The following is an 18,487-nucleotide window of genomic DNA, read 5'->3' as shown; positions in this document are numbered from 1 at the left end:
TTCGTGGCGCGACCCGCCGGGGCATCGGCGCGACCAGGTTCCGGCCGAGGCAGAGCCTGCGACCCCCGCCATCAAGCGATGGCTTTCCCGCCTCCGCACATGGCAAGGCCGGCAGGGCTGCAGCCCCTGGTACGACCGGCGGCGCACGGCACAAGACCCCCTGGCACCGCTCATCGAAACCGCGCAGCGACTCGACTACGGGGCCGGCCGGTTCACCGAACGGCAAGAGCACGATGACAAGTGACTAGCGACTGCGAGATCGAGGGGCGTCGGCGTGGTGGGAGGCTCGGTCGCAGCGGTGACGGCTGTTGCGAGGCACGTTGGACCAGGTCGCCGACCCGTACCCGCGCTCCGCTGCCGGGACCTGAGGACCTGCCCGTAGGCGCCGCTGCCCGGTGTCTCCGTCACCAACGTCCAAACCGGTCCGGGGTGGAAGGACCTTCCGGAGCGGAGGACGGTCGAGGAGGTGGCGTACTGAACGAATTTTCGAGGGAGGGCGTGAACGCCGCGTCGCCGGGCACAAGGGCTATCGCACCGAGGTCCTGGCATTCGGAGTTGGTCGGGATCTACCCACCAAGGGACGAACTCAGGTCCTTGTGAAGCTCATACGCACACGCGCCTGAGCCGGAATTGACGATGGGGTATGGAATGATCATTCTTGGGCTTATTCTGCTGATCATTGGCCTGCTTGTAGGCATGGGGCTGCTGACGACGATCGGTGGCATCCTCATTCTGGTTGGCGCCATCCTGTGGATCCTGGGTGCGACCGGTCGCGCGGTCGGTGGACGCAAGCACTTCTTTTAAAGTCAGGGCGCCTCACCAGTTCTCTGCGACGAGTGACGTGTCTATGACTTGACTCCCTCCGCGTCGGAAAGTCCACGCCGTGAGGAGCATCTGGACTACTCGAGGCCGGGACGAGGTGAGAGCCCGGCCAGAGAGAGGGACCGCGTGGGCGGGGCCGTGCACCGGCCCCGCCCTGTCTCGTTGGCGATGGGTTTGCCCTGAGCCGGGCCCTGCCCTGCCCTCCGGTCGTCGAGGGCAGCGCCTGGCTGCGGGGTGAGGCGGATGCCGCCGCTTTGGTCTGCAAGACGCCGATGCCGCTCTGCACGTCGTCGGGAGTGTGCCCCGGGAAAGCATCCCAGGAGGCGGTTGCGGTGAGATAGCCGACGCCGGTCCAGGCGTGCAAGGGTGCCGTAGCGGATCGAACACCTCGGTGTTGCGCGGCATGCGGAATGTGTCGAAGGCCGACCGGTCGACACCAAGATCACGTAAAGCAGGTACGACTCCCCGATCTCGCACAGGACGTTGTAGAAGAAGGCGCCGAACGCCCCGCTCCGGCCAGGCGGGTGGCGGCGTCGACCGCGTGCTGGACCAGCGGGTCGAGGTCGAGTTCGGCGGCCAGGACGCTGCCTACCTCCTGCAGCAGCCCGACGATCGCCGCCTTCTCGCGTAGCCCCCCGCTTTCGCTGCTCCAACTCCTGCTGAGACCGGCGCAGGTTCGTCGTGGCGGAGCGCGGCTCGGCCACGACCGTCTGCAGGTGAGCGGCCCGCTGCCCTACCAGGGTTTCCATGCTTTCGAGGAGGGCGCGAGCCGCGTCCGCGGACGGTGATGCCCGTGGAGTCGCAGTGGGAGGCGCCGTCGAATGGTGCTGTCCCGAGCTGGGGAATGGGATCGGTCGAAGCAGCCTGGTTGTGACAGGCGAGGCATCTGACTTGTCACATACGCTCATTCAGCAGTCCTTTTGGCGTCAAATGCGGAGATCGAGAACCTGTGGCTCGTCATGGCGGTTCCATGGGTCATGGCCGCTGCACGTGCGGGGTTGCATCAGTGCAGTTGGGAGAAGGTTTTCGTGTGTCCCGACACGGTCGAGCAGAGGTCCTCATTGGCCCGGGCCCGGAATCGTCGGGTCACAGAAGACAGGTGATGGAAATGCGAGACGAGGCCGCCAAGCGGGTCGAGCTGGTCTTCTCCCTCTTCGACGCCAACGGCAACGGAGTCATCGACTCCGACGACTTCGATCTGATGACGGGCCGTGTTCTGGAGGCGGCGGACGCTTCGGACGACGGCGCCAAGGCCGCCATGCGGGCCGCGTTCCGCCGCTACTGGACGACGCTGGCCACTGAACTGGACGCCAATGGCGACGGTGTGATCACCGTGGACGAGTTCCGTCCGTTCGTGCTTGACCCCGAGCGTTTCGGTCCCACGATCGCCGAGTTCGCCGAGGCGCTCTCCGCACTCGGCGACCCCGAGGGGGACGGCCTGATCGAGCGCCCCCTCTTCGTATCGCTGATGACGGCGATCGGCTTCGAGGAGGCGAACATCCACGCCCTCTTCGACGCCTTCGGTCCGGACGCTGAGGACCGCATCACCGTGGCTACGTGGGCCGCCGGCATCAAGGACTACTACGCGCCGGACATGGCCGGGATCCCGGGCGACCAGTTGGTGGCTGCCGGGGCTGTCTGACACGGCCCGTCAGCGGCTTTCCGGCCGTTCGCGGCACCGCTACGACGTGACCCAACTGCCGCTTCCATCGGGACACGTCCCACCGAGCGGGGCCTTGCGGCGGGCCCCGCCCCTGGCCTGCGGGCGGACGTCGTGAGCGGTGCGGGCGTCAGGGCGAGGGCTTGTGCGCGAACACCCACCGGTTCCCCTCCAGTGCGTCGTTCGGCTCGGGCAGGGGGCCACGTCCGTGCCGGCGGGTGAAGTCGAAGGGGGTGTGTACCGAGGCGGACCAGCCCTTGGCCGTCAGGTCACCCGCCGAGTCGGGTCGTGGTCCCTTGTCGAAGAGGTGAAGCAGGTCGATGCCGATCTGTTCCCGCGTCGCCGTGTAGATCGGGCTGTCGCGGTATTCCAGCAGGTCCTTCTCCACCTTGGCTTCGAAGGCCAGTGCGCTGCCTGCGGTGGTCAGCCGGTCCACCGTGTCGATGAGGTACGTCTCGGCGGGGCCTGGCAGGTAGAAGAGGAGTCCCTCGGCCAGCCAGACGCTCGGTGCGGCCGGGTCGAGGCCTGCGGTGGTCAGCGCGGTGACCCAGTCGGCGCGCAGGTCGACCGGTACGGGGACGCGCTTCACCTTGGGGGTGGCCGACAGGTCCTTGAGCACCTGGTGCTTGAACTCCAGCACGCCCGCTCTGTCGATCTCGAAGACCACGCAGTCGGACGGCAAGTCCAGGCGGAAGGCGCGGGTATCCAACCCCGCGCCCAGCAGGACGACTTGGCGGGCGCTCGTACGGACCGTCCGGAGGAGGAAGTCGTCGAGGACCCTGGTCCGCAGGCCGAAGTAGCGGGCGAACCGCCCCCACAGCGGGTTGCCGTCGCCGTCCGGGGTCTGCTGGATGCGCACCGGCCAGTCCGCGGACGCCGGGGCCGCGCGCACGAAATGTTCCGCGTAGGTGTCCTGGGCCAGGCTGTCGTGGCGGTGGGTCTCGATCGCCCGTGCCGCGGCGACCAGGAGTGCGGTCAGCCCCACGCCTGCGTCCACGCCTTCCGCGTCCGTGTGCTGGGGTGCCGTGCCGGCCATGTTTCCTCCGTTGGTGGGAGTGGGGGGCGCGAGGTGCCTGCTTGTCGGATGCGGTGCGGCGTGCCTCGCTCATCGGCTTCTTCCCGCCGGAAGGAGTACGGGTTTGACCACGCGGCCCGCGTCGCAGTCGCGTTCGGCCTCGTTGATGTCGGCCAGTGGGTAGGTGCGGATCAGTTGGTCGAAGGGGAAGCGTCCGGCCTGCCACAGCCCGGTCAGCCGGGGTATCAGCAGTCCGGGTACGGCGTCCCCTTCGCAGATGTGGCGGATGCTGCGGCCTCGGTCCAGCGTGCCCGGGTCGAGCGGCAGCGCGGTGTGGAGCCGTGCCACCAGGCCGAGGCTGCCGGTCGGGCGCAGTGCCCGGAGCGCGTCGTTGATGAGAGGGGCGGAGGCCGTGGTGTCCAGCGCGTATTGCGCGCCGCCGTCGGTCAGCCGCCGGATCTGCTCGGGCAGTCCGGCCGTTTCGGCGGGCAGCGGGATCGCGCCGAACCGTTCCGCCAGGGCCAGCCGCCCGGGATGCCGGTCGACGGCCACGGTCAGCGCGCCAGCGGCGGTGGCCGCCATCACCGCGGCCAGGCCCACCGCTCCCGCGCCGAAGACCGCGAGGGTGTCGCCGGGGCCGGCGCTGAAGGTGTTCAGCACGGCTCCGGCGCCGGTGAGGAAGCCGCAGCCGAGCGGTCCGAGCAGTTCGACGGGCAGTGCGGGGTCGACCCGGACGGCGTTGCGGGCCGGGACGAGCGCGTACTCGGCGAACGAGGACTGGCCGAACCAGCGGGGGGCCAGCGCGCCCCCGGTCGCGTCGGTGAGCCGCGGCGTGTCCTCCTCGCGTCCTCCGAAGAGGTTGAGGGAGGCGAAGGAGTCGCAGTAGGCGGGGGCCGCGCCGCGGCAGTTGCGGCAGTGTCCGCAGGAGTCGAAGCTCAGCACGACGTGGTCACCGACGCCGATCGCGGTGTCCGGGCCGCCGCCCGTCCGCACCACGACCCCGGCCCCCTCGTGGCCGAGCACCGCCGGCAGCGGGCTGCGGCCGGCCGATCGCCGGACCGCGAGATCGGTCCTGCACATCCCGCAGCCCGCGATCTCGACCAGGATCTCACCGTCTGCGGGTTCCGTGCGCAGGGTCACCTCCTCGACCGCGAAGGGGTCCTCATGCGAACGCAGTACGGCCGCCTGGAACCTCATCGTCATGCTTCCTGCGGGCGGTGGACGACGAACGGCCGGAGGTTGCCGTAGAGCCCCCACGGCCCGCCGGCGACGCCGACACCGCTGTTCTTGACGCCTGCGAAGGGCTGGGCGAGGGACAGTTCGGCGTGGTGGTTGATCCAGGCGGTACCGCATTCGAGCCGGTCGGCCACCGCCCCGGCCCGGTCGAGATCGGTGCCCCATACGGAGCCGCCCAGGCCGAAGCCGGTGCCGTTGGCCGCGTCGACGGCTTCGTCGAGGCTGCGGTACGGCAGCACCGGCAGGACCGGTCCGAACTGTTCCTCGGTCACCACCGGGCTGCCGGGCGGGACGTCGGTAAGGATCGTGGGAGCGAAGAAGTAACCGGGCCCGTCCAGCCGGTGGCCGCCGGCCGCCGCCCGGGCGCCGTCCGCCAGGGCTTGCTTCGTGACCTGCTCGACCCGGGCCAGCTGGGGGGCGTTGTTGACCGGGCCCAGCCGGGTTTCAGGGTTCAGGCCGGAGCCGACGGCGATGGTCTTCGCGCGCTGGGCGAGGGCTTCGACGACTTCGGCGTGGAGGTGGGCCGGGGCGTAGACGCGTTTGACCGCCATGCAGACCTGCCCGCAGTTGCGGAACGCGGCCCAGAACAGCCGGTCCGCGATCCGGTCCACCTCGACGTCGTCCAGCAGGACGGCGGCGTCGTTGCCGCCCAGTTCCAGTGTGACCCGGGCGAGCGAGGCCGCCGCCGCTTCGGCGACGGCCCGCCCGGTGGGTACCGAGCCGGTGAAGGTGACGTGGCGGATGCCCGGGTGGGAGGCGAGGCGGGCGCCGAGTGGTTCGCGGCCGGTGACGACGGTCAGGACGTCCTCGGGCAGGGCGGTGGCGAGGACCGTGCCGAGCAGCCGGGTGGCGAGGGGGGTGAACGGGGATGGTTTGAGGACCACGGTGTTGCCCGCCGCGAGTGCGGGTGCGAACTTCGCCGCCGCGAGCTGGAGGGGAAAGTTCCACGGCACGATCGCGGCGACAGGTCCGAGGGATCGCCAGCGGATCTCGCTGTGTACGGGCCGGCCGTCGGTGATCCGCCGGGTTGTGGGGGCCAGGTCGGCGAAGTAGCGCAGGCGAGACGCCGTACGGGCGACCTCCGCGTGCGACTCGGCCAGGGGCTTGCCCTGTTCCCGGGTGAGCAACCGAGCGAGGTCATCGCCCGCCGCCTCCACGGCGTTGGCTGCCACGCGCAACGCAGTGGTGCGTACGACGGGGTCGGCCCGCCAGCCGTGCCAGGCCCGGTGGGCCCGGTCGACCACGGCGTCCAACTCGTCCGGCTGCTGGTCGGGGGCCTCGTCGAAGCTCTCCCCGGTGGCCGGGTCGACGACGGCGAAACGCGCGGGTTGACGTCCGGGAACGCGTTCGGACTCGGATGTCGGCATGCCGGTGGTCAGTTCACCGCGGGGACGCCGGCCGCGTACTCCCTGGCCTGCCGGTCCATCTCCGCCCGGAAGGCGGCCACCAGATGCGGCTGAATCCTTCCGGCGTTGCGGTCGCCACCCTCGCAGACCGCTCCGCGCACGCCCACGATGTCCGTGCCTATGCGGGTCAGCGGACCGAGGTCGGTCTGTTTGACACTGCCCGCGAGGGCGGCGAGCAGACCGGACGCGTGGGCCAGCCGGACGAACTCGGCACAGACGTCCGGCGGAACGTGGTCGAACAGCCGCGACCCGTCCTTGACGGCGGTGTCGAGCATGGCCGCGTCGGCCCCGGATCGGGCGGCGATGTCGGGCAGGGCGAGCGGGTTGACGCAGCCGATGCGGTGAGCGTCGGCGTATCCGGAGGCGACGACGAGTGCTTCGGGGCGGTGGTCCTTCACCGCACGGACGACCGCACGCATGACCTCGATGCCCTGATCGGGCGTCGTGCACCCGTACAGGCCGACCTTGATGTACGTGGCCCCCGAGACGACCGCGCCGAGCGCGGCCTGGGCCACCGTGCCGGGCTTGTACGGGACATCCCCCACGGTCGCGGACACCGGCTTGTCCGCCGGGACCGCTTCGCGGATCTCCCTGATGACCCAGGGGAAGTTCGCGCCGAGAGAGCCCTCATCAGGCTTCTTGACGTCGACGATGTCGAGATGCTCCGCAGCCTTCGCGCAATCGAGAGCTTCCTCAACACCGTCCGGGGAGATGAGAAGTAACACCCTGACCTCCTTCGCCGCCAGTCCGCCCGGCAGAAGGCAGGGGACTGCGGATCGCCTGGCACATGTGCGGTGCGCTCATCATTTCCATCACCCTGGGGAATCGGGAGGGCGCACAGAGTACCCATAGGGTGCTCATGTCCACGCACAATGCGCCGTCGATTACCGGTTCAAACCGGCCCGCAGGCAGCATTTCGCCCAGGCGGGCAATAACTCGGGCATTGGTGACAACCGGTCTGCCCTTGTGGCGGCTCTTGTGCTTCAGCTCACGGGTAGTTGATGTTCGCCATAAATGGGCTCCGAAGTTGATCGAAGTCTCGCTCAGTGACCTCGCCACTGCGCGAACACTCCGACCCCGGCATTGGCGAACACCCTGTCCAGACGTCCGTGGCGTTCACGGCTGGGGCAGGCAAGTGGTCGGGCGAGGGCAGAGACGGGCTGGAAATCGCCGGCTCACAGCCAGCAGGCGGAAATCCGACCCTGCCAGTGACCAGTATTTTCTCCCAGGCGCAGCGCGGCCCAGATGGCACGTCACCATCCAGCCCGGACAGCCGCTGCCACATCCAGCTGTGCACGCGGCGCAGCCGGCCGGCCCCGCGCACTGCAAGCCGCGGGCTGCTGCGCAGCCATGTGCAGGCCCTTGCGTGCCTGCGCACCCGAGGCGTGCACGACAGGGGGGTGCGCAGTCTGCGCCACCGCGGGGGGCCGGCTGGCTTCGTGCGATGCGTAATGACCAGCCGAATTGCGCAGCCTGACGATGTGCTGCTCGCCGGGAACTATCAGCGCCCCGTACTCCCACGTTGCGCGGCCCGCGGGGTCGGTGCCCATGGACCAGGTCAGCTCGTAGATGCCCGGTGCTCGCTGGACACGCTTGACGCGGAGGCCAGCGCGGAAGCGCCCGATGCGCAGGTCCTCGTCGAAGGCCGCCACGGTCTGGTGGAAACGATGGCGCTGCTCTGAGGGGAGGCGGTCCAGATCGTTGGTGAAGCGGGGCAGGGTCTCGTAGGTCGGCGCGTTGGTCCTCCAGGCAGCAAGAAGCCCCCGGCACGGCCGGGAGCGGAGAGTCGGTGACGTGGTGCGGGGCGCGGCGTCTTTGGTCGCCGGGTGGGGGAGCGGTACGTAGACGCGCGCTCGTTGACGGTGGAGTCGTCTACCGGTGGTTTTCGGCGTTGGTAAGGCGCGTGTGACTGGCTGCCGCGCAGCAACTGCATGGCCCTGGTGGTGTCCGCCGGGCGGGATCAGCCGTGAAGTTCCGGTGAACCCTCCCGTCTCACGGGATCGCGCTTTTCGCAGGTCAGAGCGGGTGTGTGCTGTGGTGATGCCGAGTGTCGCGAAAATGCACAGGCGTAATGCGTGGGTAATGCGCGATGTGCCTGAGCGCGACCTGCGTCACGCCTCCTGCCAGGTCAAGGAGCCCCATCGGCTTGCAGGGGGACTGTCGGCGGAAGGAGACGCCCGCGACGCCGCACGCTGCCGTGGCGCGGCGGGCGATTCCTGGCGTGGGTTGAGGTCAGCCGACGGTCCACTTCTGGTTGGAGGCGCCGGTGCAGGTCCAGATCTGTAGCCGGGTGCCGTTGGCGGAGCTGTTGCCGGTGGCGTCGAGGCACTTGTTGGCCTGTGGATTGACGATGTCGTGCGCGGCGGTGACGACCCATCGCTGGGCGTCTGTTGCGTTGCAGTCCCACAGCTGGACGGTGGTGCCGTCCGCTGTGGCGCCGGCGTTGACGTCCAGGCACTTGCCGAGCGCGCGGATCGTGCCGTCGGATCCCACCGCCCATCGCTGGGCGGCCGTGCCGTTGCAGTCGTAGAGCTGCACGGGCGTGCCGTTGGCGGAGTTGGCGCCGGCCACGTCCACACACTTGCCGCCGATGCCCCGGATCGCGGAGCTTGGTGCGGCGTCGCTGGTCGTCACTGAAACGTGGTCCACCACCAGCGACTGCGGAAGGGCGGTGGAACCGTCCGGATCTCCGGGCCAGTAGCCGCCTACCGCCAGGTTGAGGATCAGGAAGAACGGCTTGTTGAACACCCACTGCCGACCGCCCAGGTCGGCGGGCGTGCGCCGCTGGTAGACGGTGCCGTCCACGGACCAAGTGATCGAGTCCGGCGCCCAGTCCACGGCGAAGGTGTGGAATCCGTCCGCGAACACCTGGCCGCCGGGCAGGGTGTAGCCGGCGCCGATGCCTCCTGAGCCGGAGTAGCCCGGGCCGTGGATCGTGCCGTGCACGGTGGAGGGCTCGAAGCCGACGTTCTCCATGATGTCGATCTCGCCGGAGGCGGGCCAGCCGACTTGGCCGAGGTCGTTGCCCAGCATCCAGAAGGCCGGCCACATGCCCTGGCCACGCGGAATCTTCATCCGCGCCTCGACGTGTCCGTACTGGGCGGTGAACTTTCCGGCCGTGTTCAGCCGGGCGGAGGTGTACTGGCAGGTGCCGTACCAGCACTGGTAGTTGGCCGGGTTCTCGCGGCGAGCGGTGATGACCAGGTGGCCCTGGCCGTCCAGTGCCGCGTTCTTGTTGCCTGAGGTGTAGTACTGCCGCTCGTGGTTGTTGACGTTGTCCCCGGTCTCGATCTGCCACTTCGAGGAGTTGACGGCCGCGCCGGCCGGACCGTCGAAGGTGTCGGAGAACGTCACGGCGTTGACCGCGGTCGGCGAGGCGGCGTGCGCCTGTGCGGGACCGGTGGCGAGCGTGGCGACGAGCGTCGCGGATAGTGCGGCGAACAGCCATCCGCGGAGCGGACGAGAACGGGACACGGCTCTCCCTTCCGTACGGCGCCCAGTGTCGGGGGCGCCGAGCGAGGTGGGGGTAAGGGGACACCCTTGATTCAAGGAGTGAAATAAGGCCCCGTCAATACCTTGGTACGGACCATTCGTGGGGCCCTGGTACTCGAGTCAGGAATCGTCGGGCGGGCATCCGACGGTCCCTGGCAATCAACCGACCCGTGCCGCGCGCTGTTGTAGGCAACGACATCGATTGCGGTGCCCCCGCGGCAACCGGCACGTCCGGTGCGCACGCCCCAGTCGCGAAGAGCGGCACTACCCGCAGCTGCCCCATGTGCGAGCGACCGACCGGGAGGGATCCCCTCAAGGCAGCCCAAGGCGAGGTTGGTGCTCAACCGCACCGGAGTCTCCGCCGACAACGTCGACCGGCGAAGAGCGATTCGGCGAGCGCTTTGTCCCAGCACTGTCCGGTGCGGCCGACCGACAGGCGGGCGCCGAACTCCGTTGCCAGGGTGGCGAGTTGATGACTGGTTTACTCACAGCCACGATCGGGGTGAAAGATCACCGGCCGGGTGGGACGACGCTGCCGGCACGTCGCTGTGAGGGCATCGGCGACCAGATCGGTGCGCAGGTGATCGGCCGTCGCCCAGCCGATTACCCGGCGGGAGCCGATGTCGATGACGGTGGCCAGATAGAGCCGACCCTCCTTGGTCGGGACATAGGTGATGCCGCCGCACCAGCGCGTGTCGACACCGACCGGGTCGGGATCGAACTGCCGCAGACGAGGTCGGGCCGGGTGGCGGCGCGAGGGTCGGGGACAGTGTTCAGGTGCCGTCGTTTCCCCGGCCCGGACGGTGGCGGCCCGCCAAGCCCGCCGCCCGCATCAGTCTGGCAATGCGGCGGCTTCCGCAGCCAGCCCCCTCACGTTTCAGGACGGCGTGGATCCGTGGGGCGCCGTAGGTGCCGCGGGACTTGGCATGGACCTCGGCGATCTCGCCGGTCACCGCGGTGTCCCGGACCGCCCGCGGCCCCGGCCGATCTCGGCCTTGAACTCCGGCGTGAACGAACGGCGAGGGCGTGGCTGGCTTCTTCTTCCCCATGCTCTCCAGGATGGATATCCTCCAGGGCAGAACTCCTGATCTCAGATGTCCGTCAAAGAGGATGAGGCCTAACGGCACTTGCAATCCGCGTGTGGAGAAACCGGGCATCCATCGACGTCGGGTACATCGCACGCCGGCAGCTGACCACATGGCCTTGTGGTCCAGTCCGCCCGTCCTTGGAGACGTGATCTGGCTCATAATGCTCTCCCTCCTGTCACAACCGTTGATGGCACGGTGACTTATGGCCGAGCACCTGGGAACTGAGGAGGCACCATGGCAGGGAACACGCATGTGGTCGTGATCGGTGGCGGATACGCGGGCGTGATGGCCGCGAACCGGCTGACGCAGCGCGCCGACGTGACCGTGACGCTGATCAACCCACGCCCGGACCTTGTCCACCGGGTCCGCCTGCACCAACTGGTGTGCGGGACCGGCGACGCTGTCGTCTCCTATGAGGACGTGCTGTCCGAGCGTGTCCGGCTGATGGTCGACACGGTGACCCGGCTGGGCGCGGCCGAGCGCACCGTGACGCTGGAGAGCGGCGGCACGCTCGACTACGACTACCTGGTCTACGCCGTGGGCAGCGGCAGCGCCGCACCGGACGTGCCCGGAGCCGCTGAGTTCGCCCACCCGGTCGCCACTCTGGAGGAGGCCCGGCGGCTGCGGACGGTCCTCGACGGCACACCCGTGACGGCCCCGGTGACGGTGATCGGCGCCGGTCCTACCGGCATCGAGACCGCCGCCGAACTGGCGGAGGCGGGCCGCCAGGTGACCCTGGTGTGCGGCGCCCTCCTCGGCCCGTACCTGCACACTCGGGGTCGGCGCTCGGTCGCCGGGAGACTGGCCAAGCTCGGCGTGACGGTGCTCGACGGCGTCGAGGCCAAGGCGACGGCCGTCTCCCGCGACAGCGTACGGCTCGCAAACGGCCGCGAGGTGCCGAGCGAGGTCATCGTCTGGGCCGCCGGCTTCGGCGTTCCCGATCTGGCCGCGCGCAGCGGGTTGCGCACCGATGCCATGGGTCGGCTGCTCACGGACGAGACGTTGACGAGCGTGGACGACGAGCGGATCCTCGCGGCCGGGGACTCGGCGGCACCGTCGCATCGACCGCTGCGCATGAGCTGCCTGAACGCGACACCGCTGGGCGCGCGAGCCGCCGACACGATTCTGAGTCGACTCGCGGGCGAACGACCGGGCCCCATCCACCAGGGGTTCTACGCCCAGTGCATCAGCCTGGGCCGGGGCGCGGGCATCTATCAGTTGGCCAACCGGTCGGACGTCGCCGTGGGGCTGCACATCGGCCAGGGGCTGGGCGCCAAGATGAAGGAACTCATCTGCAAGGCCATCCCCGAGCACCTGTCCGCGGAGGCGCACCAGCCCGGCTCGTTCCGCCTGCACCGAGTGCCGGGTGGAGCAGCCAAGCGCCGACGGCTGCTGTACGCCGACGGCACTCATGGGATCGAGGCACCGGCCGCCCCTGACCGGACGGCCTGACCGGTGTGCGCTCCGGGAACCCGCCGCGGACGCCCGCGCAGGACGAGGACACCGGCCGGGACGTGAGCGGCGACGCCGACGGCCCGGTGACCGAGGCGTTCCTCGCCCACCGCGGCCTTCTCTTCGCGGCCGCCTATGAAGTGCTCGGATTGGCGGCCGACGCCGAGGACGTCCTCCAGGAGAGCTGGCTGCAATGGGCCAGGGCCGACCGGGAGCAGGTACGCGATCAGCGCTGATCGGAAAGCCCCTCGATCACACCCAGTCGTTCTTTTACGCCGGACATGGCGGCCTCGACCAGGTCAGCGCCTACGCCATCAACCACCGCAGCGGACGCCTCACCCCACTCGGCAGCCAGCCGAGCAAGGGGTCCACCTTGCCCCCGACAACCGGTGTCTCCTGGTCGCCAACTACGCCACCGGCACCCTCGCCGTCCTGCCCCGCGGTGCAGGCGGCCGCCTCCGGCCGGCCGACCAGGCCATCGAACTGACCGGTGCCCCCGGCCCCACCGCACGCAGCAAACCGGCCCTCACCCCCACCACATCCCCTTCGCCCCCCGACCAACGCCACGTCCTCGTTCCGACAAGGGCACCGACCGCATCCACCACTTCACCTACGACTCGACCGCCGGACGCCTGATCCCCGCCACCCCCGCGACCACCACCGTCCGCTCCGGCGCAGGTCCCCGCCACACCGCCTACCACCCCCACCTGCCCTTGGCCTACGTCGCCGACGAACTGAACTCCCAGGTCACCACGTACACCTACGACCCCGCGACGGGCGCCCTCATGCCCCGCTCCTGGCTACCGAGCCTGCCGCCCACCTACACCGGCGACAACACCGCAGCCGGGATCCAACTCACCCCGGGCGCACGCGTCCTGTTCGTCTCCAACCGCGTTCATCACCACCTACGCAGTCCGCGGCGACGGCACCTCGCACACACCGCGCTGGACTCCGATCGGCGGCCAACAGCCCCGGTTCTTCACCACCGACCCGACCGGTACCACTCCGTACGCCGCCAACCAGGCAACCGACACCATTACCGCCTTTCGAGTATCAACGAGGACGGTTGCACCGCGACGAGCAACCAGAGTCCGGGGCCAACCAGCCGCGCCCTGAGAGCAGACCCGCTCGGGGTGTGGTCCCGCCGCACACCAGGCCCTGGCGAAGCCAGGCTGCCGTCGTGCACCGGGGTGGTCTTCGCCGGGGTGGTGATGGCGTACTGTGGGATCTACCGACGCGGGGTGGAGCAGCTCGGTAGCTCGCTGGGCTCATAACCCAGAGGTCGCAGGTTCAAATCCTGTCCCCGCTACTGCGATACAGGGCTCGGATCCGTTGGGATCCGGGCCCTGCCGCGTTTGTACCGTGGACTGCAGGGCGCGCGTGTCGTGTCCGGCACTCCGGCTTGTTCCGGGCCGGCCCCCACCATGTGGTGCTGGCTGCACAATGCCCGATCGGGTCCTTGACTTCCTACCGCTGGGTTCTGGCCTGCGGCCTGAGGCGCTACTGAGCGGTCCCACTGCACTGCGCGCCCGCCGCCGGCGCACGGCAGCCCCTACCAAGCCGTCGCCACCGGCCGGCGACCAGTAGAACGCTGCTGCCGGACAGAGCCGTCCAGAGCCGGCGCGTCGGTACCGTCCTTGCGGGAGGGCAGGGCGGCTTCCTGTAACAGGCGCCCCCGGCTTCGCCAGCTGCCACTCCGGCAACTCCGGCCACTCCGAGGCCACCTCGGCCCCGTAACCGGCGGGGAACCAGACCAGGGTCCGGCCCGCCTGAGGCAACGTGATCGGGTCCACGAGCCCTTCACAGGCGAGCAGCCGGCCCCGACCAGGAAGCCGACCATCAGGACCCGACCACGGTCACGATGCGATAACCCCACTCCCGACCACGCCCACACCCCACCCACGTACGGAGTTGGGCGGCGCGGCGATTGCCGGCAGTGCGACGCCCCGGGTCCAGGGCAGGGGGATGGGCTTCCTTTCTCCTGGCCGTGAGGTCAGGAGCTGCGTTCATCAGTCCAGCAGGGCGAAGTCCAGGCGCACGATGATGTCGTCGAGTGTGAGATCCGGGCGTTCGGCGACGTGTTCGCGCAGGGACTCCCAAACGTTCCAGTCCTCGAAGATGGGATTCCACGTGCCGGCTGCCAGCTCGATGCGCTTGGGGATCTCCTCGTTTTCGTGCTCTACGAAGGCAAGGCGGAAGCGATCGAGAGTCGGACAGGGCCGTCTTTGCCTCACACAGAGGCAGGAGTTCGTTCATGCCGGGCACCGTAGGGACTACCTCTGACAGTGTGTCCGCCACATGGGTCACCTCCTGTCGCTCCCCTCGCTCGTCGTGGCGGGAGAGGCTGGAGGCGTACTTGTCCAGGACAGCGTGCCGGACTGTGGCGCTGAGCAGATCGCCGGGCAGGATCTGTTTCAGGGTGATCGCGACACCCCGGGCCAGATCGTCGTGCGGCCCGTCGACATCGACACCCCCCGAGGGCGCCCCGGACACGCTCGTGTCCTGCACCAGCGACCGCCCCCGGATCACCCACGAGCTGCTGACCGGCATCCAGCCCAGCGACCTGATGTGCGTCACCGACCCCTGACCCTGCCTCAGACGCCCGGCGAACCCGCATGTTTCACCGTCGACGGCCTGGAAGTCCTGAACACCGCACCGGTTCCGGGCCTGCACGACATGGCGCTCAACCGGTACGGCGACTACGTCGTCATCGTCGACGCCGTGCCGGTCTTCACCGCGCACGGACAGTGGGCCGGCCTCGCAGACACCCCCGACACCATTGCCACGCTCATCGACGTCCACGAGCGCGTCTACGGCGGTGACGCGTGCTGGCCACGCCCCCCGCCGGCACCCAGCCGGCGGCATCCGCCTCCACAAGGAGGACGGCGCCGCGCTGTGGGGGTTCGGGGCGACGGAGATCAGGGTCAGGGTCGTCGAGTTGCTCAGGAGTCGTACGGGGCGACGTCCCGGACACCCTGACCGACGTGCCCGGGGTGGTGTGACCTCAGCAGATGGACATGGTGTTGAAGTCGTACGTCGCCTCGTTCGGGAACCTCCAGATGACGTTGGAGTTGGCAGGGGCGCGGTACGTACCCACGTTGGGCCCCGTGAATTTGACTTCGGCTCCGCCCGTCTGGTTGTTGAGCACGGAGAGCGCGTCGATGAAGTTCGAGAGCGACCGGGTGCCGCACCTGTACAGGTGGAAGATGCTCTGCTTGCCGTCGCCCTGACCGACCGAGACACAGGCGATCCCTGATGCCGCGGCGCAAATCTTGAGCGCCCTGTCAGCATCGGCACCACCTGGTATGTCCCGCTCCACATACTCGCCTGAGTGCAGGGGGGAGATCCCCGGCGTCCACGCGGTGGCGGCGGCCTGTGCCGGTGCCTGCGCGGCCAGCGGAAGAAGGAACGCGGCGATCAGCGTCGTGACCGTCGCAGCCGCTCGTTTTCTCAGTCCCATGTGATCTCCTCTGTAGTCGTAATCGGCGACTCGAACCGTAGACCGCACCAGGGATGTCGTGACCCTGACAGCTATCAGGGTGGGGGCGCTCGGGGTGCGTCCGAGGCAGGGGCTGCGGAGCGCCGGTGCAGCATGAGGATGCTGTTGACCTGCTCGACCACCCACCGCTTCGGTTGCGGGACGAAGCCCTTGCCGCCGGCCCGCTCGTACGGGCCTGGCCCGGGCGGAATCTGCCGGACGGCTTGTCGAATCCGAAGGCCTGGGCGTGCCATCTCCACCTGGTCGCGTCCGGGAGTCGGCCAGCATCAAGGTCGGCTACCTGCCCAACCCTCAAACTCCCAGCCACCGGGCTGTCCCGCCTGCCGCATCCAACCAGCCCAACTTGCAGGTCGCCCAACGCACGTGCGCGATGAACGAGCGCAACTCGATGGCGTCTGGAGTGGAAATCAGGAAGGCTCGCGCACATGGTCTCGGTATTGCAGAACGTGGCGATTGACTGCGCGGATGCCTACGAGCTGGCCCGGTTCTGGAGCAGGGTGACCGGCCGTCCGCTGCACCCGGAGGACAAACCGGGTGATCCGGAGGTTCACGTGCTGTTGGCGGAGGGCACAGTGCTGCACTTCAACCAGGTGCCCGAGTCCAAGACGATCAAGAACCGGATCCATCTGTGTTTGCGCCCAGAAACCTCGCGCGAGCAGGAGGTAGAACGACTGCTGGGCCTCGGCGCCACCCTTGTCACCGATCACCGGAATCCCGATGGCTCTGGCTGGGCGGTCCTTGCTGACCCCGAAGGCAACGAGTTCTGCGTTCTGCGCAGCGAGTCCGACCGAGCCGCGACACCACCACCGGCGCCGCGCCTCTAGGACAGGCGAGCAGCCGGCCGCGACCAGGAAGCCGACCACCAGGGCCCGACCAGAGTCACGATGCGAAAACCCCACGCCCACGACCCCACCCATGAAAGCAGGCGTGGCGGCACTGGTAGGCGGGTCCGCTGTAGCGCAGGAGTCCTGCGGTGACGGCCCAGTCCAGGCCGGGTACGGAACCTGCCCGCGCCCAACGGCCCCTGACGGCAACGCGGTTACTCCCGTGAGGCACCGCATCGGGCGGGAGCGTCCCTGGTGTCGGCGTACCTCTGCAGTACACAGCGTCTGTGCCCGGGCTACATGTTGGTGCTGACAGCTCGGGCGTTTTTGATCAACTCGGTGCGGGTGTGAGTCGTGCCGCGCGGGCGGTGAGGTGACGGCGTTCCGGTGCGCTGGTGGTGCGTCGGGCGGCGTCGCGGTAGGTGTCCGCCGCGACGTCAAGCTGACCGAGCATTTCCAGGAGGTGGGCTCGAGTGGAGAGCAGGCGATGGTGGCGTGCCATGTGCTTGTCGGTTTGCAGGGTTGCGAGCAGGTCGAGTCCGGCGGCGGGACCGTGCACCATGGCGACGGCGACCGCGCGGTTGAGGGTGACCATCGGGTTGGGAGTGATGTGCTCCAGCAGTTCGTACAGGGCGAGGATCTGCGGCCAGTCCGTGGCGTCGACGTGCTCGGCCTCATCGTGGACAGCGGCGATGGCTGCCTGCAGCTGGTAGGGGCCGACCTGCCCCCGCGGCAGGGTCTTGCTGATCAGGTCGATTCCCTCGGTGATGAGCCGGCGGTCCCACTGACCGCGGTCCTGCTCCGCCAGCGGCACCAGATCGCCGTCGGCGCCGATGCGAGCAGGGCGGCGCGCGTCGGTGAGCAGCATCAGCGCCAGCAGGCCCGCCGTTTCCGCGTCGTCGGGCAGCAGACGGTGCAACAGCCGGGTGAGCCGGATGGCCTCGGTCGACAGAGCGGGCGCGGTCAGGTCGACGCCGTCCGTGGTGGTGTATCCCTCGTTGAAGATCAGATACAGCACGTGCAGCACCTCTCCCAGCCGCTCGGCATGGGCTGCTGCCTGCGGCATGCGCAGGGGCTTGCCGTAGGCCTTGATGGTCTGCTTGGCCCGGCTGATGCGCTGGGCCATGGTCGCCTCGGGAACGAGGAAGGCCGCCGCGATCTGTGCGGTGGTCAGGCCGCCGACCGCGCGGAGCGTCAGCGCGATCCGGCTCGGCTGCGACAGCGCCGGGTGGCAGCACAGGAACAGCAGCGCGAGGGAGTCGTCCCGGTCCGCCGCCGCCGGCTCGGCGTCGGCGGACCGACTGAGCAGCTCCGCCTGCGGGGTGGCCAGGGCGATGCGGTCCTCGCGCTGCCTGCGTGCCTGTTCACTGCGTACCTGGTCCACCAGCTTGCGGGAGGCGACGGTGACCAGCCAGGCCCGGGGGCTGTCCGGTATTCCCTCGGAAGGCCACTGGAGCGCGGCGGCGAGCAGCGCCTCTTGGACGGCGTCCTCACACGTGTCGAAGACGCCGTACCGGCGGACCAGCGTGCCGAGGACCTGCGGCGCCAGCTCGCGCAGCAGGTCCTCGACACGGTGCTGCTCGCTCACACGTCCGCCGCGGACTCGTGCAGGACCGGCCACAGCTCGACCGGCTCCACATCGGCGAAGGGCATGTCCGCCGCGATCTGCTGCGCGCGCTCCTCGCTCTCGCAGTCGAGCAGGTAGAAGCTGGCGATGTACTCCTTGGTCTCCAGGTACGGACCGTCGGTGACCGCGGGGATCCCGTCCTTGCGCATGACGAGCTGGGCGTTGGCCGCGTCCGCCAGGCCGTAGGCGCCCACAAGCTCTCCGGTCTCCCGGTACTTCTTGTTGAACGCCTCCTGCTTGGCGATGGCCTCCGGCCATGCCTCGGCCGGGAAGGACTCCCACTTGGCCTGGTTGCCGTAGATCATCGCGACGTACTTCATCTCGGGTGTCCCCTCAGTCCCGCGCGCCCCGTCGGCGCGCTGTCAC

Annotated in this window: 16 protein-coding genes, 1 tRNA gene and 3 pseudogenes; 8 read left to right on the top strand and 12 right to left on the bottom strand. The window is 69.2% G+C overall.

Features of this window, described 5'->3' with window-relative positions:
- Positions 1-648: 648 nt before the first annotated feature.
- Entirely contained in the window at positions 649-804 is a 156-nt protein-coding gene (locus ACZ56U_RS32430) for a hypothetical protein (RefSeq protein ID WP_010059700.1), read from the top strand.
- Positions 805-1,930: 1,126 nt separating this feature from the next.
- Positions 1,931-2,464, top strand: a complete 534-nt coding sequence (locus ACZ56U_RS32425) for an EF-hand domain-containing protein (RefSeq protein ID WP_469087527.1) — start codon at positions 1,931-1,933, stop codon at positions 2,462-2,464.
- Positions 2,465-2,612: 148 nt separating this feature from the next.
- Here ACZ56U_RS32425 and ACZ56U_RS32420 read toward each other — a convergent pair whose 3' ends face one another.
- The 7 genes from ACZ56U_RS32420 to ACZ56U_RS32390 form a co-directional block, all read right to left on the bottom strand.
- Complete coding sequence (locus ACZ56U_RS32420) at positions 2,613-3,518, bottom strand: class I SAM-dependent methyltransferase (RefSeq protein WP_469087482.1); 906 nt, start codon at positions 3,516-3,518, stop codon at positions 2,613-2,615.
- Positions 3,519-3,587: 69 nt separating this feature from the next.
- The gene (locus ACZ56U_RS32415; protein ID WP_469087526.1) at positions 3,588-4,694 is read right to left on the bottom strand and encodes an NAD(P)-dependent alcohol dehydrogenase; all 1,107 of its coding nucleotides are present in this window, start codon (positions 4,692-4,694) and stop codon (positions 3,588-3,590) included.
- Between the two features lie 2 nt (positions 4,695-4,696).
- The gene (locus ACZ56U_RS32410) at positions 4,697-6,100 is read right to left on the bottom strand and encodes an aldehyde dehydrogenase family protein (protein ID WP_469087481.1); all 1,404 of its coding nucleotides are present in this window, start codon (positions 6,098-6,100) and stop codon (positions 4,697-4,699) included.
- An 8-nt stretch (positions 6,101-6,108) separates the two neighbouring features.
- Positions 6,109-6,864, bottom strand: coding sequence for a (5-formylfuran-3-yl)methyl phosphate synthase (locus ACZ56U_RS32405; protein WP_469087480.1), 756 nt, complete (start codon positions 6,862-6,864; stop codon positions 6,109-6,111).
- Positions 6,865-8,371: 1,507 nt separating this feature from the next.
- Entirely contained in the window at positions 8,372-9,613 is a 1,242-nt protein-coding gene (locus ACZ56U_RS32400) for a ricin-type beta-trefoil lectin domain protein (protein WP_469087479.1), read from the bottom strand.
- 499 nt (positions 9,614-10,112) lie between these two features.
- Positions 10,113-10,361 carry a DDE-type integrase/transposase/recombinase gene (locus ACZ56U_RS32395; protein WP_469087525.1) on the bottom strand — a complete coding sequence of 83 codons (249 nt, stop codon included), beginning with the start codon at positions 10,359-10,361 and terminating at the stop codon, positions 10,113-10,115.
- Between the two features lie 43 nt (positions 10,362-10,404).
- Positions 10,405-10,680 (bottom strand): IS3 family transposase, encoded by a 276-nt coding sequence (locus tag ACZ56U_RS32390; protein ID WP_469087478.1) that lies wholly within the window; start codon positions 10,678-10,680, stop codon positions 10,405-10,407.
- Between the two features lie 273 nt (positions 10,681-10,953).
- Here ACZ56U_RS32390 and ACZ56U_RS32385 point away from each other — a divergent pair, with 273 nt between their 5' ends.
- The 4 genes and pseudogenes from ACZ56U_RS32385 (at position 10,954) to ACZ56U_RS32370 (ending at position 13,480) form a co-directional block, all read left to right on the top strand.
- Positions 10,954-12,171: an NAD(P)/FAD-dependent oxidoreductase gene (locus ACZ56U_RS32385; RefSeq protein WP_469087477.1), complete on the top strand. Its 1,218-nt coding sequence runs from the start codon at positions 10,954-10,956 to the stop codon at positions 12,169-12,171.
- 62 nt (positions 12,172-12,233) lie between these two features.
- Positions 12,234-12,404 (top strand): annotated as a pseudogene (locus ACZ56U_RS32380) (sigma factor); the annotation flags it as partial.
- Positions 12,397-13,287, top strand: a pseudogene (locus ACZ56U_RS32375) (lactonase family protein). The pseudogenes ACZ56U_RS32380 and ACZ56U_RS32375, both read left to right, overlap by 8 nt.
- A gap of 119 nt (positions 13,288-13,406) precedes the next feature.
- Positions 13,407-13,480, top strand: a tRNA-Met gene (locus ACZ56U_RS32370).
- A gap of 700 nt (positions 13,481-14,180) precedes the next feature.
- Here the strand turns inward: ACZ56U_RS32370 and ACZ56U_RS32365 are convergent.
- A complete protein-coding gene (locus ACZ56U_RS32365) occupies positions 14,181-14,405 on the bottom strand; it encodes a hypothetical protein (protein WP_469087476.1) in 225 nt (74 codons plus the stop codon).
- Between the two features lie 185 nt (positions 14,406-14,590).
- On the opposite strand from ACZ56U_RS32365, the gene ACZ56U_RS32360 reads away from it, so the two are divergent.
- Positions 14,591-14,758 carry a hypothetical protein gene (locus tag ACZ56U_RS32360; RefSeq protein WP_469087475.1) on the top strand — a complete coding sequence of 56 codons (168 nt, stop codon included), beginning with the start codon at positions 14,591-14,593 and terminating at the stop codon, positions 14,756-14,758.
- A 417-nt stretch (positions 14,759-15,175) separates the two neighbouring features.
- Here ACZ56U_RS32360 and ACZ56U_RS32355 read toward each other — a convergent pair whose 3' ends face one another.
- Both ACZ56U_RS32355 and ACZ56U_RS32350 read right to left on the bottom strand, forming a co-directional pair.
- Positions 15,176-15,631: a hypothetical protein gene (locus ACZ56U_RS32355; protein WP_469087474.1), complete on the bottom strand. Its 456-nt coding sequence runs from the start codon at positions 15,629-15,631 to the stop codon at positions 15,176-15,178.
- 89 nt (positions 15,632-15,720) lie between these two features.
- A pseudogene (locus ACZ56U_RS32350) lies at positions 15,721-15,825 on the bottom strand (IS5/IS1182 family transposase); the annotation flags it as partial.
- Positions 15,826-16,095: 270 nt separating this feature from the next.
- Here ACZ56U_RS32350 and ACZ56U_RS32345 point away from each other — a divergent pair.
- On the top strand, positions 16,096-16,494 hold the full coding sequence (locus tag ACZ56U_RS32345) for a VOC family protein (protein ID WP_469087473.1): 399 nt from the start codon (positions 16,096-16,098) through the stop codon (positions 16,492-16,494).
- Positions 16,495-16,825: 331 nt separating this feature from the next.
- Here the strand turns inward: ACZ56U_RS32345 and ACZ56U_RS32340 are convergent, their stop codons facing one another.
- Together ACZ56U_RS32340 and ACZ56U_RS32335 are read right to left on the bottom strand one after the other, a co-directional pair.
- Positions 16,826-18,082 carry an RNA polymerase sigma factor gene (locus ACZ56U_RS32340; RefSeq protein ID WP_469087472.1) on the bottom strand — a complete coding sequence of 419 codons (1,257 nt, stop codon included), beginning with the start codon at positions 18,080-18,082 and terminating at the stop codon, positions 16,826-16,828.
- Entirely contained in the window at positions 18,079-18,441 is a 363-nt protein-coding gene (locus ACZ56U_RS32335; protein ID WP_469087471.1) for a YciI family protein, read from the bottom strand. The genes ACZ56U_RS32340 and ACZ56U_RS32335 overlap by 4 nt, the downstream gene beginning before the upstream one ends.
- Positions 18,442-18,487 lie beyond the last annotated feature (46 nt).

This window comes from Streptomyces sp. NPDC034103 (assembly GCF_055575395.1).
The sequence above is the reverse complement of the archived record's forward strand: the minus strand, read 5'-3'. Positions and strand labels throughout refer to the sequence as shown.

Coding starts and splice junctions, on each gene's coding strand:
- ACZ56U_RS32430 (WP_010059700.1), top strand. CDS start 649: ATGATCATTCTTGGGCTTATTCTGCTGATCATTGGCCTGCTTGTAGGC.
- ACZ56U_RS32425 (WP_469087527.1), top strand. CDS start 1,931: ATGCGAGACGAGGCCGCCAAGCGGGTCGAGCTGGTCTTCTCCCTCTTC.
- ACZ56U_RS32420 (WP_469087482.1), bottom strand. CDS start 3,518: ATGGCCGGCACGGCACCCCAGCACACGGACGCGGAAGGCGTGGACGCA.
- ACZ56U_RS32415 (WP_469087526.1), bottom strand. CDS start 4,694: ATGAGGTTCCAGGCGGCCGTACTGCGTTCGCATGAGGACCCCTTCGCG.
- ACZ56U_RS32410 (WP_469087481.1), bottom strand. CDS start 6,100: ATGCCGACATCCGAGTCCGAACGCGTTCCCGGACGTCAACCCGCGCGT.
- ACZ56U_RS32390 (WP_469087478.1), bottom strand. CDS start 10,680: ATGGGGAAGAAGAAGCCAGCCACGCCCTCGCCGTTCGTTCACGCCGGA.
- ACZ56U_RS32385 (WP_469087477.1), top strand. CDS start 10,954: ATGGCAGGGAACACGCATGTGGTCGTGATCGGTGGCGGATACGCGGGC.
- ACZ56U_RS32355 (WP_469087474.1), bottom strand. CDS start 15,631: ATGGGACTGAGAAAACGAGCGGCTGCGACGGTCACGACGCTGATCGCC.
- ACZ56U_RS32345 (WP_469087473.1), top strand. CDS start 16,096: ATGGTCTCGGTATTGCAGAACGTGGCGATTGACTGCGCGGATGCCTAC.
- ACZ56U_RS32335 (WP_469087471.1), bottom strand. CDS start 18,441: ATGAAGTACGTCGCGATGATCTACGGCAACCAGGCCAAGTGGGAGTCC.